This is a genomic window from Burkholderia sp. BCC0398, assembly GCF_902833245.1.
Classification (GTDB): Bacteria; Pseudomonadota; Gammaproteobacteria; order Burkholderiales; family Burkholderiaceae; genus Burkholderia; species Burkholderia sola.
In genome coordinates, this window is sequence record NZ_CADFEM010000022.1 from 56477 (window position 1) to 73897 (window position 17421).

Consider the following 17421-nt stretch of genomic DNA (forward strand, 5'->3'; position numbering starts at 1 on the left):
CATAAACGGCCACCTTGCAATGCGCAGCGCCCGTCGCTCACGACGCGGTCAGTGTCGATGCCGGTGATGAATATCCGGAAAATGCGCGTGACTGTGCGTGATCGGCAGATGCACGTGCGGATGCGTGTGCGGTTCATCGCCGTCATACGGGAAGTCGTGCGCGTGCTGGTGATGGTCGTCGTGCCGATGCCGATGCGTATGCTCGAGCCGCTCGTGCGCATGCGTGTGTTCGTGCCGTTCGCGCACGTGCAGCCAGATGCCGAGCGCCATCAGCGCGGCCGCGATCCAGAACGTCGCGGGCGGCAACGCGGGCCAGATCAGCAGCGACAGCACGACTCCGAACAGCGGGGCAATCGAAAAGTACGCGCCGGTGCGCGCGCTGCCCAGATGACGCAGCGCGACGACGAACAACACGAGGCTGATCCCGTAGCCGCCGAGCCCCGTCAGCATCGCCTCGGCCATGACCGGTATCGCAGGTAGCGTCGCGCCGGTCGCCAGCGCGATGCCGATGTTCACCGGCCCCGCGATCAGCCCTTTCACGCCCGCGATCACCATCGCATCGTTCGCGGCCACCTTGCGGGTCAGGTTGTTGTCGATCGCCCAGCACAGGCATGCGCCGACGATCAGCAGCGCGCCGACCGGCACGCCGGCCCGGCCCGGCGTCCACGACAACAGCGTGCCGCCGGCGACGATCGCCACCATGCCGAGAAATATCTGCGTATCCACGTTCTCGCGAAACACGACCCACGCAATCACGGCCGTCAGCACGCCCTCGAGATTGAGCAGCAGCGCGCTCGTCGCCGCCGGCGTGCTCGATAGGCCGAGCATCAACAGAGCGGGGCCAGCCACGCCGCCCGCCGCGATCGCCCCGGCCAGCCACGGCAGATCGGCGCGCTGCAACGGCGCGGCGTCCGCGGCCGGTGCGTGACGGCCGTGCCAGCCGCGCAGCAGCATCCCGATGCCGAGTCCGACGCCACTGCCGAGATAGAAGAGGCCAGCAACCATGAACGGCGACATCGCGCCGATCAGCGCCTTGGCGAGCGGTGTCGCGGCGCCGAACAGCGCGGCAGCGGCGAGCGCGACGAAAATCGCGGAACGTCTCGGGTTCATGGTCCGGGTTGAGTTGGCGTTAACGGCGCTGGGCGTGGCTTTGGGTCGAGCCAGGCCTGCCTTATTTTTCGAATGACGGTTGTATCGCGGCAATCGGCTTGCCCGCGGGCTGATGATCCAGTCGTGATTATCGCGCGCAATTTTTATCGCGACGAGCAGGCGGGATCGCTCACGCGTCGATCGACGCGTTTCGCTTCATCATTTCGTAACGCGAATTATGCGGTAGGCTCGCCAATTACTCAGAGATACGAATTATCTGAACGTAAGCGGAACAATCAAGCTCTCGCGCGTGTCGAGCCCGATCGACGAATGTGAGTCGTCCGGTCGCGTTGTCTGTTCGACGGGGAGGAGATGGACCGGCAGGTTCAGTGCCGGTAGAGGCAGTCCCGACCTGCGTCTGTCGACGCCGGTCGGTCTGTCGTGTCATGCGCCGCCGCGGCTTGCAGCGGGTACGCGGCGCGCGATGTGGATTACTCGTTGCCGGCCGCTTGCTGTTCGACCGGCGGTGCGGCGCCGGTCTGCACCTTCGCTTCGGCTTCGGCTTGCGCCGGTTGCAGTGCAGCAGCGACCTCGGCCTGCTGCTCGGCCTTCGGCTGCTGCGGCGCACCCTTGGCCGATTGTGCCGCGCCCTTGCCGCCGGGGCGACGAGCCTTCAGACGGCGCGCACGCGCCGCGTCGTCGTGCGTCACGCGCCCGGCTTCGTTACCCTGCAGGTCGACGCGCACCGCGTCTTCGACGAGGCAGGACCAGTAGCGGTTGCCGCGGCACCACGTCGACATTGCCTCGCGCAGTTCCGCTTCGCTGAGGCCCACGGCCTGCGCTTCGCGGGCGAGATCGTCCCAGATGCCAACCTTGAGCGGCACTTTAGGGGCCGGATTCTTCGGGAACGCGCGCGGAAACTTCCGCTGCAGTTTGCCGATCGCGACGATGACCGGATCGACCGGCGCCGACGGCTTCGTCGGAGCAGGCTTCGCTCGCTGCTGCGCCTTCGCGCCGGCGCCCGGCTTGGCGCCGCGGGACGGCTGGTCGCCGGACTTCGGCTTCGCGCCGGCGTCCGTCGGCGCCGCCGGCCGCTTCGCGTTGCGCTCCTGCTTGGCCTTCGCTGCGAGCTGCGCCCGCAATTCGGCAAGTTGTTCAAAACCCATAAATTCAATCCACCAGGAATATAAGGTGTGGTTCGTGCGGCCATGCCGCGCGGCGCAAAAGCATCGCCGCCATGCGTGCGGCCGGCCTGCCGCCGGTGCGGAACACTACGGGGCCGCATCGCGCACGCCACTCTGTTTTCAGGCACCCGGCCTCGATGCCGGACAAGGCAGGAGTGGAAGTATACCGGTACGCGGGACGGTCGGTTGACTCGCCGGTCCGCATTTGCCCGAGCCGCGGCGCCGAAAATGCGTCCGCGTGGTCGTGTTGCGCATTATATGGATACGTTTCCGGATGTCACGCCATTCGCGGCCCGGCCGGAAATCGGGCCGGGCGGACAATCGACTGAATATGCGATCTTCCGCGCGACAGCCGTCGAACAGCGTCGTTCCGCGTCCGCAAAGCGTTGCATTGCATGGCCCCCGACGTCGCCCGACACGCCCGCCCGACCCTCGCTTGCGCCGGCATCGGCGGCCGATTGGTTGCGTCCGCATCGAACGCGTCGCGGACGAAAATATCGGAAAGTGCGTAGTATGGCCGAATCGACTTCGTTGGCAGCACGTCCCGCCGGCTTTTCACCGTACGCCCGATCGGCCGTGCGCGATCCCGTTGCCTGCGAAAAGACCCGGTTTCAAGAGACGGAGCGGATGCATGGTTTCCCAAGACGACACCCCGCACGACGGCATCACGCGCGACGAGATCCACCATCGGCAGATCGACATGCGCGGCTATCGGCGCAGCGACGGCCTGTTCGAAGTAACGGCCTGCCTCGCGGACCGCAAGACCAGCGATTTCACGCCGCCCGGCGGTGCGCGGACGGTCGCGGCGCTGACGCCGCTCCACGAGCTTGGCGTGACGCTCGTCTTCGACGTCGACATGGTCGTGCGCGCCGTATCCACGTTCATCCGTTCGCATCCGTATGCGCAATGTCCGGGCGGCGGCGACTCGCTGCAGGCGCTCGTCGGATTGACCATCGGCGCGGGCTGGAACAGCGAGGTGCGCAAGCGCCTGCCGTCTTGCGATACGTGCACGCACCTGAAGGAATTGCTCGGCCCGATCGCGACGACGGCCTATCAGACGATGGTCGGCATGCGGCGATCGTCGCTCGATTACCGCGACAGCGAAGGCAAGCCGCTCAAGATCGACAGTTGCTACGCGTACGGCGCATCGCGCGATCTCGTCAAACGTCTTTGGCCCGAACATCACCGGCCTTCGGGCACTGCGAAGGGCGGCTGAAGCCCCGGCACGCGGCGGTCCGGCGTTGTTTGCGAAACCGGTATTGCGCGAACGACTGCAGATCCCGCCTGTGTCGATTCGGCAGATCGGCGCTGCCGTATCCGTCCTCAGAACACGCCCAGTGCCAGCCCCGCGGCAAGCCCCGCACCCAGTTCGGCACAGCGCGCGAGCGCGTCTTCGTCGATCGTCTTCGTCGCGAGAATACGCTCCGGCGTCTGCGCATGTGTGCAGACGATCAGCCCGGGTGCGACGTTCTTCAGCCGCCATCCGGTCGCAATCCGGTCGATCTGCCGCAATGCGTTCTGTCCGTCGCTGCCCGCGCAGATCATCGCCGCATACGGACGACCGTTCACGCGATCGAGCGCCGCGTAGTAGCAGCGATCGAAGAAATCCTTCATCAGCCCGGACATCGCCGCTAAATTCTCCGGCGTCGCGAACAGGTACGCGTCGGCTGCCAGCACGTCGTCGGCGCTCGTCGCGTCCGCGCGCTGCAGCCTGACGTCGACGCCGGGCTGCTCGCGAGCCGCACCGGCAGCCGCTTCGGCCATCTGCTGCGTGCCTCCGGTCATCGTGTGATAGACGATCAACAGCGTTTTCATGGGTCGTTGCTCGCAGTCGGTTTCGGGTGCGCGGACGTATCGCCGGGTTTGGGCCGGAGGGTCGGTCGGCACGGGGTCGGTGCGATCGTGCGTTCGTTTTCTCCGGATCGGCCAGTTTCGCGCATCGCAGCGATTTCGACCGGCCCGCGCTTCCAGATGCTTGCGGATACGCGTTCAGCCCTGCGTGCGATGCGATGCGGCGCCGTCGTCGTGTCGCGCGTAGTACGCGAGGAACATGTCGGCGGCCGATTCCGCCACTTTCTGCTGCTCCTGCGCCGTCAGCGGCGGCTGGCCCATCGTGATCTGCGGCCAGAACGCGAATGCCTTCATCGCGCCATGCAACTGATGCGCGGCGAACACCGGATCGGTGACCGCCAGCCGGCCGGCCGCCGCGGCCGCACGCACCCAGACCGTGACGTCTTCCTCACGCTCGCCGAGACGTTCGACCATGTCGCGCGCGCGTTCCGGCGAATGGATGGCCGCGCCGATCGCGACGCGCGCCAGCGCGAGAAACGCTTCGTCGTTCATCAACCGCAATTTGCGCTCGAGCAGCGCGAGCAGTTGCTCGCGCAGCGGCACGTCGGCGCGATAGGTCGGCAAGTTGCCGGCCCGGGTCGCATCCCACAGCTTGTTCAGGATCGCGGCGAATAGCGTCTCCTTGCTCGGAAAGTGGTTATAGACCGTGCGTTTCGACACATCGGCGCGCGCGGCGATACGATCCATGCTCGTCGCATCGTAGCCGGCCGCGAGAAATTCCTCGATCGCCGCATCGACGATGGCTGCGCGCTTTCGGTCGGTCAGGCGCTGAGGGGAAGTGCTGGTATCCATACAGAAATTTTACACCGGGCAGTTTACTTATCTCAAAAATAAACTACACTGTTTAGTGTACTTTATTCTTCGGACGAACCGGACATGGCATCGCCTCTCGTTTTGATTCACCGCATTCTGGGCTTTGCGGCGGCCCGCCGCGGCCGGACGCTGTCCGGCGGTTCGCCGCAGCACAACGGCGAGCGCTTTGCCAATGTCGCGCCGCGGCCCGCCGAAGGATTGGGCAAGACGCTGGGCATCGCATGGAACATGCTGGTCAACAAGCCGCGTCATACCGTGCCGGCCGGCGCCCTCCCCGTCGATTCGCTGACCCGCGCGGAACTCGACGCGGCGCCCGATCGCAGCCTGTACCGGCTCGGCCATTCGACGCTGTTGCTGAAGCTGCGCGGCGAATTCTGGCTGACCGATCCGGTGTTCGCCGAGCGCGCGTCGCCGTTTCGGCGCATCGGCCCCAAGCGCTTTCATGCGCCGCCGATCGCGTTGGAAGATCTTCCGCCGCTGCGCGGCGTGATCCTGTCGCACGATCATTACGATCACCTCGATCGCGACACGGTGCTCGCGCTTGCCGCCACCACCGGCATGTTCGTGACGACGCTGGGTGTCGGCGATCGGTTGATCGAATGGGGCGTCGACGCGGACAAGGTTCGCCAGCTCGACTGGTGGCAAAGCGCGGACGTGGCCGGGCTGACGCTGACGGCTACGCCCGCCCAGCATTTCTCCGGGCGTAGCCTGTTCGACGGTAACAGTACGCTGTGGGCGTCGTGGGTGATCGTCGACGACGACCTCCGCGTATTCTTCAGCGGCGATACGGGTTATTTCGATGGCTTCCGGGAGATCGGCGAGCGCCTCGGGCCGTTCGACGTCACGCTGATCGAAACAGGCGCCTATGATGCGCAATGGCCGTACGTGCACATGCAGCCGGAAGAAACCGTGCAGGCGCACATCGATTTGCGCGGACGCTGGCTAGTCCCGATCCACAACGGCACGTTCGACCTCGCCATGCATCGCTGGCAGGAGCCGTTCGAGCGTGTCACGGCGTTGGCGCTCGTACGCGGCATCGAACTGTCAACACCGAGAATGGGCGAACACCTCGATCTCGACGCGCCGCATCGTGGCGCGCGCTGGTGGCGCGCGGTCGACGAGCGCGCGGCAGCGCCGGCGGCGAAATCGCGACGCTGGCAGCTTTGCGCATCGCAGGCGACGAAGTAGTCCGCCAGTCGCTGCGCGTGCCTGCCGGGAAGATGACCGTGCCGCGATTCCGGGTGGTGAATGCGTTGCCCGCCTCCCCTGCACGTCGACGGCTGCCTGTCGACCCGATTACCTGAGTAGAGAAGTCATGCATCCGGTACCCGTCCGATACATGCCCGGCCAACGAGACGATGATGTCGCCATCACGGCATTCGACCAGGCAGGCCACCGTTCGACCCGCCGCAGCCGCGAGAACGAATTGCGGCAGGCGCTCGCAGAGCGCGTCGCGAGATGGACCGAAGGTGTCGATCACCTCAACACGGCCATTCCCAATCTGAGCTTTCATCGAAGGGAAGCGCCGACGCTGCCGATGGAATGCATGGTCGAGCCGAGCTTCGGCCTCGTCGTTCAGGGCGCGAAGCGGGTCATACAGAGCGGGGATGCGTATATCTATGACGCCGACCGCTTTCTGATCACGTCGCTCGATCTGCCCGGTTCGACGCAAATCATCGAGGCCAGTCCCGACAAACCGTTTCTCGGGCTCGGCCTCAAGCTCGATTTCCGCGTCATGGCCGAACTGATGATGCAAGTCGCGCCGGATCACGACGATGCGCCGGCTGGCCGCGGACTCGTCGTCGGCGACATGACCGAACCGCTGTACGACGCGCTGAACCGGCTACTCGCGCTGCTGGACGACCCGAACGCGATTGCCGTTCTCGCACCGTATATCGAGCGGGAAATCTACTATCGGCTGCTGACGAGCGACCAGGGCGCGCGCCTGCGCCAGATTGCGTCCACCGGCAGTCAGTGCAACCGCGTGTCGCGCGCGATCCGGTGGTTGCGCGCTCACTACGACGAATCGTTGCGCGTCGATGATCTCGCGGCGCAAGTTCAGATGAGCAGTTCGACCTTCCATCATCACTTCCGTCAGCTCACCGGCATGAGTCCGTTGCAGTATCAGAAATGGATACGACTCAACGAGGCGCGTCGGCTGATGCTGGCGGAGCGGCTCGATGCAGCGTCGGCGGCGTTCAGGGTCGGGTATGCGAGCCCAACGCAGTTCAATCGGGAATATAGTCGGCTGTTCGGTAATTCTCCGCGACGGGATATCGATAGCCTGCGAGGTGGCGCGGACGTCGCTCTGTCGATCGTGGCGAGTTATTGATCGCGAGCGCGGACGGTAGCGATGTACGGGCTTCGATGGGATTCGCAAAGTACGGGGCTGGATTTGTCGCATGCAGTTTAAGGGGACGCGCGCCACTCTGTAAGATCATGTTGTACCGGCGGCGCTCCAGAGTCCTGCTCGACGACTCCCCGGCCTCAGCTTCTCCGTTCCATATTTCGCGATTTCACGAATCTGGGGCTCGGCACATGCGTTGTCACGTGACAACCGGCGCTAAATACCAAGCCCACTTGATGCCGAATTGGCGGCTCGATGCCACGCAGTGGTGGAGTGATCCTCCGACACGTCGACAACCTCTAGCTGCGCCCCGCCACAAAACGTCTCATAAACTACAAATCACGTATCGATCAAGACGAATCTACCTGCGATTGGGCCGTTCCCCAACGCCGTCGCACTGAAATAGCATACGCCCCCATTTCCAAGCTTTTTCGCGCTCATTTCGCGTGAAACAGGATGAAGAATGTGGCGCAAGCCATTGCCACACAAGGATTTCCGGCGAGCATCGATTTTCGGCGAATGTTTCACGACCCGATCCGTTTGGGTTGGCACATGTCCCTGGCACATGGATTCATCACCCATTGCGGCCGGTATACGCGGCGATCTCGCGCACGTCGAACCTCTCCAGGGCACGGTGAATTGATACTTGCCACGAGACAGCCTCCCCTGTTAGCCGACACGAGCAGCAACACTAATTTCGCTCCACCGCGTAAATGGGGACACATCATAGTCGCCACGATATCGTCGTGGGGGCGCACCTCAGCAGTTGTTCTGACGCATAGCTTCGACACGTGAGCGTCCATGCGACGATAGCGGAATAACGGCCCGATGATGTCCCGACCACGCTACCGAGACGCTCGTTTGCAACCCTCGCGCGGGACTCTTCCCTTCATATACAGCCCGCCTGCCGCACGAGTCTTCCAGACACCGGCTCCTGTTGTCACGTGACAACTCGCTAGCGATTCAGTGACGAGCCGAGACCGAAAACTGTCGACGATGCCGTTCCTCCTTAGCAATAAGCCCTGTACGCCACGAGCACACGCCAACCACGACGACTCCCTGATGATCGCGGAGTGCCCGTTAGGAGATGCGTCGGAATTCATTTGTCACGTGACAACTCACCTCGTTACCGACGAGAGGTATATGGTCACGCGCCGCGCGCATCGACAATTGAAGTAAGGAACTTTCTGACGTTCCTGCGGAATCCGAGACGCCGCGTATGGAACAGTTCCTCACGACGTACGGCCCAAGAGAAATCGGAGATCCAGCGACTTGTCACGTGACAACCATTTGTTTCCCCGTGACCAACATCATCACCGACATGGATTCGTATCGAATTTCGAATGAGATCTACGCACGCCAAAACGCCAAGTCTCTCCACAAGATCTCGTTATGGACCCCAAAGACCGTCGGCTTCCCTCACATTTGTCGTTCGTTCTTTTGCAACCGAGATCGATGGTTTTTTATCGAATCGCTACTCTCGAATAACGCTTAGCTATTCGGCCTACTTGTCACGTAACAACCACAACGACCAATAAAACATCCATAGCATTGAACACTTTTGTAGACAACCTATGAATAACTGCCTATATTACGTAAAACTCCTAGGAGGAATTCAATGGCTTTCAAGATCGCCGTCAGTAATCAAAAAGGTGGAACTGGAAAGACAACCATCTCCGTCAACATCGCGGCGGCATTCGAAGCCGGCGGCAATAAGGTCGCGCTGATCGATGCCGACCCTCAAGGCACTTCCGTCCGGTGGGTCACAAGTGGCGAGAACACGCTCCCGATGACGGTCCTGTCGCTGGCGCCTGCCGGCCGCGGCATCGGCGGCGAAATCAAGAAACAGGACGCGAACTTCGACGTGATCGTCGTCGACTGCCCCGGCAACCTCGAAGATCCACGTATTGCATCCGTCCTCGAAGTGGCGGACTTCTGCCTGGTGCCGCTTTCGCCGTCGCCGGCCGATCTGTACAGCACGGTTGCAATGATCCGCATGATCGAGTCGATGCGCGCCGTTCGAAATCCTCAACTTTCTTCCGCATTAATGCTGAATAGCGTCAATGGAAAAACTAAAATGCGTGAAGAAATTTTAAAAATTTTACGAGCTGAAGAAATAGGGGAGCATCTGCTCGACAGCCAGATCGCGCAACGCGAGGTCTATCGTCAGACGTTCGCGCTCGGCACCACGATCCATCACCATAATCGATACCTGAAGGGCCTGAAGGAAGCCCGCGCGGAAATCGAAAAACTGGTCACGGAAATGGCCCAATACATCGCGTCGACGCGCGCTACCGGAGCCGCCCATGGCTAAGGACACCTCGAAAGACAAGAAGCCGACCGGCAACCTGCATCTGGCAGCCGGCCTGTTGCGCGGACTCGCGCAGGAAAACGCGGCACTCGAAACGCGGCTGCCCGAGCCGGCGGCCGCACCGGCTGCCGTCGTCGAAGCGGCGCCCACCAGTGCGCCGGCCGCAACCGCGCCCGCCGGTGCGCCCGATCTGGGCGCGCCGCAGAAAGTACTGGTCAAGGACTGCATTCCGAACCCGTTCAACCCGCGCGTGTTCTACTCGGAGTCGAGCCTGCACGAACTCGCACTGACGTTGAAACGGGAAGGGCAGATCGAGCCGATCAAGGTCACGCGGCTCCCCGAATTTCCCGGCAAGCTCGTCGTGATCGACGGGCAACGCCGGCTGCGTGCGACGAGCATCAACGGCGACGAGACGATCAATGCGACGTTCCGCACCGATCACACGCCCGAGCAGCTCTATACGATCGCGTACCGCGCGAACCACGATCACGAACGCCAGACGATCTTCGACGATGCGGTCGCGTGGAAACGTCTGCTCGACGAGAAGGTCTTTGCCGACCAGAACACGCTGGCGGAGAAAATCGGCAAGGACAAGGCATCGATCAGCAAGACGCTGTCGCTGAACGCGCTGCCGAACACGCTGCTGGAGCGGATGGCGAGTGCGAACGACGTGGTCGGTCTGCAGGCCGCGTACTTTCTGAAGCTGATCTTCGAACGCCTGGGCGAGCCGACGGCCGACCGGCTGCTGACGGCCGTGATCGACCGGAAAAAATCCGTCCGCGATCTCGAGAATTTCCTGCGTGCGCAAAGCGACGGCGCCAAGAAGCCCGGACGGACGCGCTATAGCGTCCGTCATGACTTCGCACTCGAATCGCGCGCAATCGGTCAGTTGAAGACTTATCCGGACGGACGTCTGGATCTGCAGCTCAAGGGCGTCGACGCATCCCACCAGGAAGCGCTTGCCGACAAGCTCAAGACCGTCATCGACGCGTACGTCGCCGATCTGGCGGCGGCAACGCCAAAGTAACGCGCCACCGGCAAAAGGCCTCGCCTTCGCGCTGCGCCGCGCAGCCGGACCACAACAGGGTCCGGCGCACGGCGCGCACGACGGCGAGGCCTCTTTCAGTTGCCCGCGAGACTGCTTTTCAGCAGGAATTCCAGCAGGTCATCCGAGGTCGGCTCGCCCCACGTATCGAGCGCCAGCCAGCGGAAGAAGCTGGTCTGCGCGAGCTTGCTCGCCTTCTTCTTCGGCGACAGCGTCAGGTCCTTCGAACCCGCCACCGTCTCGTTGTAACGCTCGATCAGCCTGGTCTGGTCGTCGATCTCCAGCTCGCGGAAATACGCGCCGGCTTCCTCGACCTTCGCCGCCAGATACTTGTCGCGAATCTGTTCCTGCTTGCTCTGCGCGGATTCCTTCGCCGGTGCGGCCGCTTCGGTTCCCTGCCCGTCGGCCAGCGTGTAACCGTGCGTCAGCGCCTTGCGGAAATACGCGGCGACGTTGTCGACCGGCGCCGCATTTTTCTTCGTGGTCCGATTGAGCGTATAGGCGATCGCCGCCTTGATGCGCTGCACGCCGTATTGCGTGATCAGCCGGCGCGCCTCCGAACGCGGAATGCCGAACTTCGCGACCTCCTCGACCAGCGCTTCGTTCTTGACGTCGCCGTCTTCGACCGTATCGGTGCTCTGCTTGCGTGTCACCTTGAACTGCACGGCTTCCACGCTGCGGCCGGATTTGTGTTCGATCAGCTCGAGCGTGTGATCCGATACTTCGTTCACCTCCTGAATGCACGGCACCAGGACCTTGCTCTTGAACAGCTTGTATTCCTTGTACGACTGCGACGCCTTGTCCTGGCCGAGAATGAGGTCACGGAATTTCGGCAGCGGAATCTTCGCGGTGATGCCGATCCCTTCGTAGCGCACCGTGTTTTCCCACAGCGCGAGCGAGTGCGATCGCCGGAACTCGCGAGCGATCCGCATATCGATCAGCGCGTAGATCTCGGGATTGAGCAGTTCGCTGCGAATCTGGTCGGAGAAGCTGTACTTCAGCACCGATTGCTCGAGCTCCGCGCCGGCGAGCAGGCCCGATGCTTTCCAGACCGTCGAACGGTCCGCGGCCAGGTAGTCCCAGTTGACGACGGTACTGATCAGCGAGTTGACCGTATCCTTCACGTACTTCGTGTTGTTGCTGTTCAGCCCGCTCTCGTGCGACAGCGACGCGATCGAGATCGAGAAGCTCGTCCGGCCCGGTTCGAACGCCTCCTGCCGAAGTGCGTTCTTGATCAACGAGCTGAACATCTTGCGCTGCTGCAGACCGATCTTTCCCGACTTCGGTGCGATATGAATCGCCTGGACCGCCTTGCGCAGCAAGTCGGGCGGCTCGGGTGTCTGAAACAGCGAAACCTGTTTGTCTGAGCCTTTGCTTGCGGGCTTGCGCGGCATCGTGGTGTCCGGGTAAGGTTGCCTTATTGAGAGCGGACTTTATACCTTTTCGCGCCACGGAGCAACGCCCTTGCTCAAGCATCACTTTCACTATATGAGCTAACTATCTGACACGTAATGAGAAATCCGTGTTTCACGATTTGTTCAGAGCCCCATATCCGTCTACCTTTTGATCAAAATACCTCCCAAAAGCCGCTACCTTTCCTGGCTCGACAGGGCAACCCGGCACAAGAATTGCCATACGAAGGTACCCATCCATGGGGGCAAACGGACGGAATCGAGATCGCCGGGAAGATTCGTGGTGCCCCGCAACACAGCCGCCTTTTTCTCCCATAACGGGCTACCTTTGTCGTTTCCCATAGGAGGCTACCTGTCACCGGGGTCGACGCAGCTGCTTTCCGGATTGAAGGTGGAAATCGCTCCCATAAACGGCAACCATTCGTTTTCCCCATAGACGGTAACCTGTCCGTGGCCTTAGCCCTGTCTATGGGAAAGCTTCACGGCGTCCCCGAGCAAAGGGCAGCAAATTGACTGAGACCGACTCCCATAAATAGGTACCTTTCAGATTTCCCATAACCGGCTACCCGAAGAAAATCACTGTGCACGCATCGGACTACCAACCGAGAAAAGCCCCCCATAAAAGGCTACCTTCCTGTGTTCCCATAGACGACTACCGAGCGCGATTGACGGTCGATTTCCCATAACCGGATACGTTCGCCCCATATCCACAACCCGGATTCCCCACAACACGGTACCCCAACCCCCAAATCCACAGACCTGAAACCCCAAACCCTTCCACCTGTGCTCCCATAAATGGGTACCGAACACCCCTCAAACCCTTGCCAGACAAGGCTGTGAGCCGTCTAAAAGTAGTTAAAGAAGTAAACGTGGTTTACCAAAGATGTAAACACACGTGTGCTTGCACAGAAAGACGAACCCCATAAACCGCTACCAATGGGAGTCGTCTGTGGGACGCAAGGCGTTCAGATCCTGCGATCCAGGCCGACTCGGCTCTGTTTGACACACCGTTCCAGGAAGGCTCCAGGCCTGACAAGGCCTCCCGAAGAGGTGAGTACCCACTCACAAACGCCGAAACGTAGAAACTTATGGGAGGAAATGCGTAGTTTCGGCGTAGAGGTTCCCGTTTATGGGACCCAAAAATGTGCCCCATGGCACCCTCGGCACCATGACTGACGAGCGCAGCGAATCGCGTCGCTTCGTCCACAGCAGTTCGAAATCATCCTGGACTGCCCGTGAATGGTTTTTTGTACTCGCGCTGCCCCGTCTATGGACAAGTTTTTGTCGATCGCCTGTGATGCCGCTCGCCAAATTTAGCCTGTGGACTGTGCCCGACGGAATCCGATCCCGGCTGTTTCCATCCCACGTCCGGTCAGTTTTTCTACCTTTGGAGTGCCGCCCGGCAAGCCATGCTGTGTCCGTCGACATCGTTGCGAACCAACGTGAAGGTGCTGTCGGTGCCGGAGCTCACCGCAATCGAATTCCCGATGCTCCCGAATATGCTCACCTTCCGAAAAAGCAGAGTCCCGTAAAAGCTCACCGATAGGCGGCGGCACAGGTATAAGCAAGCTGTGTAGATCCCAGCCCTCATCCACATAAGGAACCGTCGATGGGAGCAAACGGGAAACGATCGGCATCCTTGTGTGGCGCTTCAGCGTCGGCAAGCACGGTTGCACAGACGGATAGGCTTCACGGCCATGGGCATATCCATCCGACGAGCGCTGCTCGCTCATGATCAGTTTCAGCGCATTCGTGCAGTCCATCGGGCCGACGTCTTCACCGCTTGCGCTGCCCCGCCTTTTTTGTCAGACCTACGGATCGACAACCCGCTTTGCCTCCACACACAGACAACCTTCTGCATCACAGTGCGGCAAGCGGTACCGAACAGATCACGGCACGCCGCAACGACGCAACGTAACCCTCCTGACCGCCGAAGAAACGAATCGTGGTCGTTTATGGGAGGAACCGTCGCTCGAGCCGCATCGAACGATAACGTGACGCATGGATCGACTGCTGCTGCGGTGATCGTGCAAGCACGACGATCCTCACGTCGCGCATGAGCGCATGAGCGTATCGATATCGCCACCAGTGAAACACGCGTCGGCGCCTCGCACCGCGTCGAGTACCGCGGCGGCCGACCTCGAGCGCACCAACCGCGTTGTCTCCCATACGTGTATCCCCAATTCCGTCAGCACGTTGACGCCACAATTTTTGCGACACGGTTATGATGCTCAAGTCCTGACCGCGACATGACGACTGGTCAGGGCAGGGGCGGTATCTCGATGGTTTTTCAAACCGTGATGGTCATCAAAAAAGAGAGTTCAGCGATGCGAATCCAGATCAGAAAACTCACGCTGGCTGCTACCGCAGCCGCTTTCCTGTTCGGCTCGGCCGTTCCGGCCTTTGCACAGGAAACCGCAAGCGCGCCGGCTGCACAGGACGCCAAGGCCGCGAAGAGCGAAGCGCGCAAGGCGGCCAGGGCCAAACGCAAAGCCGAGCGCAAGGCTGCGCGTGCGAAGAACACCGCCGAGCTGAAGAAACTCGAAGACGCCGGTTACAAGCCGGCGGCCAATGATCCGAACTATCCGCAGAACCTGCAGAACGCGGAAAAGAAGGCCGGCGCCGCAAGCCAGTAAGCGTCGTCCGGCGGCAAGCCACGGGGCCGATCCGCGGCTTGCCGCGTGTGTCGCGATCGCGCGATGCACGAAAGCAAACATGCTCCATACGTTTATTCAATTCGATTCGGAATCCTGCATGTCGTGAAGATGCACGACACACAGGCGCGGGCGCTCAGCGCCGCTCGCCCGACGCAGTCGCGCTTCCCGTTGCCTTTAGCCAGTCCTTGAACGCGCGTACGGCGTCGTCGTCCGCTCGCGCGGACGCCACATATGTAAAGTAGCGCCACGGCGGCAGCGCCGGTTCGCTGAACGGCTGCACGAGCCGGCCTTCGGCGATGTCGTCGGCGACCAGCGCGATCGGGCCCATCGCGACGCCGAGCCCGTCGAGCGCGCCTTGCAGCGTCAGGTAGAAATGCTCGAGCGTGAGCGAGTGCCGCGGGACGAGGTTCGGGTGCCCGGCCGCCGCGAGCCATTCCGGCCACATGCCCGGATAGGTTGCCGCGTGCAGCAGCGTGAAGCCGGCGAGATCGGCAGGCGTCTCGAGCGACCGGCCCTCCAGCAACTTCGGCGCACACACCGGCAGCCGGACTTCGGACAGGAATTCCTCCGCAACGTACCCGTCGATGGCCTGCGGGCCGCCGCGAACGATCAGGTCGACCTTGTCGCGCAGCTTGTCGATCGGCTCGTTCGACGTCGACAGCCGCACCTCGATGGCCGGATGCCCGACCTGGAACGACGACAGCTTCGGGACGAGCCAGCGCAGCGAGAACGTCGCGGGCGCGCTGACGCGCAGCACGCGCTGCTGCGCGTGGCCGAAATGCTGCGCGGTGGCAAGTGCGATCCGGTCGAACGAAGCGCCGACCTCGGCGAGGTACGCGCGGCCTGCCGCGGTCAGTTCGACGCGCCGGTTGTGGCGTTCGAACAGCGGCCGCCCGAGCCACGCTTCCAGTTGTTGCACGTGCCGGCTGATCGCGCCGTGCGTGACGCACAGCTCGTCGGCGGCCAGCGTGAAGCTGCCGAGCCGCGCGGCGGCTTCGAACGCGCGCAGCGAATTCAACGGAGGGAGTCGTCGGGCCATTGCATCGTTTCGCGTGAAATTTACTCACACGATGGTTCAGGTTTAATCGTTTGATCGGGTGATTCGGCTCCGCCAATATGGCACACAAACGGCCAACCGGGCCGACCGAGTGTCTGAATTTCTCACATGGAGTACGGAGCATGCCGAACGTGGTGGTGGTGGGCGCCCAATGGGGCGACGAGGGCAAGGGGCGCGTCGTGGACTGGCTGGCGGCGCAGGCCGATGTCGTCGCACGCTACAACGGCGGCCACAACGCGGGCCACACGCTGGTCGTCGGCGGCAACACGTACAAGCTGGCGCTGCTGCCGAGCGGCATCGTGCGCGGCAAGCGCGGCGTGATCGGCAACGGCGTGGCGCTCGATCCGGAAGCGCTGCTCGCGGAAATCGGGCGGATGGCCGAACTCGGGCTGTCGGTGACGCCGGACAACCTGTCGATCGCCGAGAACGCGACGCTGGTGCTGCCGATTCACCGCGCGATCGACGAGGCGCAGGAGCGTTTGCGCCGCGAACCCATCGGCACCACGCTGCGCGGAATCGGGCCGGCCTATGAGGACAAGGTCGGGCGTCGCGGGCTGCGCGTCGGCGATCTCGCCGAACCGGGCGGGCTCGCCGCCAAACTCGACGTGCTCGTCGACCATCACAACGCGTGGTTCCGCGGCCTGGGGTTCGACGAGTACGATCGCGACGCGATGCTGGCGACGCTGGTTGCGCTTGCGCCGAAGATCCTGCCGTTCGTGCGTCCGGTCTGGGCCGACCTCAACGACGCGACCGATCGCGGCGAGCGCATCCTGTTCGAGGGCTCTCAGGCCGTGATGCTGGACATCGACTGGGGCACCTATCCGTTCGTGACGTCGTCGGGCACCGTGGCATCGGCCGCGGCGGCCGGCACCGGGCTCGGGGCAGCGAAGCTCGGCCACGTGCTGGGCGTGACGAAGGCGTATGCGACGCGGGTCGGCGGCGGCCCGTTCCTCACCGAGCTGACTGACGCGACCGGCGAAACGCTGCGTGCGCGCGGACAGGAGTTCGGCGTCAACACGGGCCGGCCGCGACGCTGCGGATGGCTCGATGCCGCGCAACTGCGTCAGGCCGTCAGGATCTCGGGCATCGAGTCGCTGGCGCTGACCAAGCTCGACGTGCTCGATGGTTTCGAGTCGATCGCGCTGTGCATCGGTTACGAATTCGACGGCGTGCGCGTCGATCATTTGCCCGCGAGCCTCGATGCGCAGTCGCGCGCGAAGCCGCTCTACGAACGGTTCGAAGGCTGGCAAGGCTCCGTGCAGGGCGTGCGCGAGCGTGCGGCGCTGCCGCGGGCCGCGCAGGCTTTCATCGCGCGCATCGAAGCCGTGGCGGGCGCGCCGGTGTCGATGATCACGACGGGCGCGGAGCGCGACGACACGATCGTGTTGCGCAATCCGTTCGATGCGGTGGCCGCCGCGTAATGCGCGGGATGCACAGGGTGTCGATCGAGAGCGCGATCGTGGTCGGCGGGTAGCTTTTTCCGATCGCTGCGGTTGGCCTGTCGGTCCCTCCATACGCATGTCCGCCCGGCCCGGATGCCGCTCGGTGAGCGGCTTCGCAGCACGATTCGGCATCCGGATCGTGCCGCCTACGGCGAACTGGACACGCCTGCACCGCTGCTGTACTGTTCCGCACAATTCGCGCCAGACCGGCGT

At 62.7% G+C, this 17421-nt stretch carries 13 protein-coding genes; 7 read left to right on the plus strand and 6 right to left on the minus strand.

Annotated elements, in window-relative coordinates:
* Positions 1-48 precede the first annotated feature (48 nt).
* Positions 49-1110 (minus strand): DMT family transporter, encoded by a 1062-nt coding sequence (locus HWX76_RS33480; RefSeq protein WP_089490158.1) that lies wholly within the window; start codon positions 1108-1110, stop codon positions 49-51.
* 470 nt (positions 1111-1580) lie between these two features.
* The gene (locus tag HWX76_RS33485) at positions 1581-2255 is read right to left on the minus strand and encodes a ProQ/FinO family protein (RefSeq protein WP_176016955.1); all 675 of its coding nucleotides are present in this window, start codon (positions 2253-2255) and stop codon (positions 1581-1583) included.
* Between the two features lie 649 nt (positions 2256-2904).
* Between HWX76_RS33485 and HWX76_RS33490 the strand changes: the two genes are divergently transcribed.
* Complete coding sequence (locus HWX76_RS33490) at positions 2905-3489, plus strand: DUF2889 domain-containing protein (RefSeq protein WP_050015673.1); 585 nt, start codon at positions 2905-2907, stop codon at positions 3487-3489.
* A 107-nt stretch (positions 3490-3596) separates the two neighbouring features.
* Here the strand turns inward: HWX76_RS33490 and HWX76_RS33495 are convergent, their stop codons facing one another.
* Both HWX76_RS33495 and HWX76_RS33500 read right to left on the minus strand, forming a co-directional pair.
* A complete protein-coding gene (locus tag HWX76_RS33495) occupies positions 3597-4088 on the minus strand; it encodes an NAD(P)H-dependent oxidoreductase (protein WP_124651827.1) in 492 nt (163 codons plus the stop codon).
* 174 nt (positions 4089-4262) lie between these two features.
* Positions 4263-4916 (minus strand): TetR/AcrR family transcriptional regulator, encoded by a 654-nt coding sequence (locus HWX76_RS33500; RefSeq protein ID WP_089490161.1) that lies wholly within the window; start codon positions 4914-4916, stop codon positions 4263-4265.
* Between the two features lie 84 nt (positions 4917-5000).
* Between HWX76_RS33500 and HWX76_RS33505 the strand changes: the two genes are divergently transcribed.
* From HWX76_RS33505 to HWX76_RS33520, 4 genes are all read left to right on the plus strand, one after another.
* Positions 5001-6125, plus strand: coding sequence for an MBL fold metallo-hydrolase (locus HWX76_RS33505; protein WP_176016956.1), 1125 nt, complete (start codon positions 5001-5003; stop codon positions 6123-6125).
* Between the two features lie 127 nt (positions 6126-6252).
* Positions 6253-7269, plus strand: coding sequence for an AraC family transcriptional regulator (locus HWX76_RS33510; protein ID WP_050015681.1), 1017 nt, complete (start codon positions 6253-6255; stop codon positions 7267-7269).
* A gap of 1633 nt (positions 7270-8902) precedes the next feature.
* Positions 8903-9598: a ParA family protein gene (locus HWX76_RS33515; protein ID WP_006497839.1), complete on the plus strand. Its 696-nt coding sequence runs from the start codon at positions 8903-8905 to the stop codon at positions 9596-9598.
* On the plus strand, positions 9591-10622 hold the full coding sequence (locus HWX76_RS33520) for a ParB/RepB/Spo0J family partition protein (RefSeq protein WP_050015683.1): 1032 nt from the start codon (positions 9591-9593) through the stop codon (positions 10620-10622). Before HWX76_RS33515 ends, HWX76_RS33520 begins: the two co-directional genes overlap by 8 nt.
* Before the next feature lie 95 nt (positions 10623-10717).
* Here the strand turns inward: HWX76_RS33520 and HWX76_RS33525 are convergent, their stop codons facing one another.
* Complete coding sequence (locus tag HWX76_RS33525; protein WP_050015685.1) at positions 10718-12034, minus strand: replication initiation protein; 1317 nt, start codon at positions 12032-12034, stop codon at positions 10718-10720.
* A 2345-nt stretch (positions 12035-14379) separates the two neighbouring features.
* Between HWX76_RS33525 and HWX76_RS33530 the strand changes: the two genes are divergently transcribed.
* Complete coding sequence (locus HWX76_RS33530; RefSeq protein WP_050015708.1) at positions 14380-14688, plus strand: hypothetical protein; 309 nt, start codon at positions 14380-14382, stop codon at positions 14686-14688.
* A 154-nt stretch (positions 14689-14842) separates the two neighbouring features.
* Here the strand turns inward: HWX76_RS33530 and gcvA are convergent, their stop codons facing one another.
* Positions 14843-15748: a transcriptional regulator GcvA gene (gcvA, locus tag HWX76_RS33535; RefSeq protein ID WP_089490163.1), complete on the minus strand. Its 906-nt coding sequence runs from the start codon at positions 15746-15748 to the stop codon at positions 14843-14845.
* 140 nt (positions 15749-15888) lie between these two features.
* Here gcvA and HWX76_RS33540 point away from each other — a divergent pair, with 140 nt between their 5' ends.
* Complete coding sequence (locus tag HWX76_RS33540; protein ID WP_050015689.1) at positions 15889-17187, plus strand: adenylosuccinate synthase; 1299 nt, start codon at positions 15889-15891, stop codon at positions 17185-17187.
* Positions 17188-17421 lie beyond the last annotated feature (234 nt).

Coding starts and splice junctions, on each gene's coding strand:
- HWX76_RS33480 (WP_089490158.1), bottom strand. CDS start 1,110: ATGAACCCGAGACGTTCCGCGATTTTCGTCGCGCTCGCCGCTGCCGCG.
- HWX76_RS33485 (WP_176016955.1), bottom strand. CDS start 2,255: ATGGGTTTTGAACAACTTGCCGAATTGCGGGCGCAGCTCGCAGCGAAG.
- HWX76_RS33490 (WP_050015673.1), top strand. CDS start 2,905: ATGGTTTCCCAAGACGACACCCCGCACGACGGCATCACGCGCGACGAG.
- HWX76_RS33495 (WP_124651827.1), bottom strand. CDS start 4,088: ATGAAAACGCTGTTGATCGTCTATCACACGATGACCGGAGGCACGCAG.
- HWX76_RS33500 (WP_089490161.1), bottom strand. CDS start 4,916: ATGGATACCAGCACTTCCCCTCAGCGCCTGACCGACCGAAAGCGCGCA.
- HWX76_RS33505 (WP_176016956.1), top strand. CDS start 5,001: ATGGCATCGCCTCTCGTTTTGATTCACCGCATTCTGGGCTTTGCGGCG.
- HWX76_RS33510 (WP_050015681.1), top strand. CDS start 6,253: ATGCATCCGGTACCCGTCCGATACATGCCCGGCCAACGAGACGATGAT.
- HWX76_RS33515 (WP_006497839.1), top strand. CDS start 8,903: ATGGCTTTCAAGATCGCCGTCAGTAATCAAAAAGGTGGAACTGGAAAG.
- HWX76_RS33520 (WP_050015683.1), top strand. CDS start 9,591: ATGGCTAAGGACACCTCGAAAGACAAGAAGCCGACCGGCAACCTGCAT.
- HWX76_RS33525 (WP_050015685.1), bottom strand. CDS start 12,034: ATGCCGCGCAAGCCCGCAAGCAAAGGCTCAGACAAACAGGTTTCGCTG.
- HWX76_RS33530 (WP_050015708.1), top strand. CDS start 14,380: ATGCGAATCCAGATCAGAAAACTCACGCTGGCTGCTACCGCAGCCGCT.
- gcvA (WP_089490163.1), bottom strand. CDS start 15,748: ATGGCCCGACGACTCCCTCCGTTGAATTCGCTGCGCGCGTTCGAAGCC.
- HWX76_RS33540 (WP_050015689.1), top strand. CDS start 15,889: ATGCCGAACGTGGTGGTGGTGGGCGCCCAATGGGGCGACGAGGGCAAG.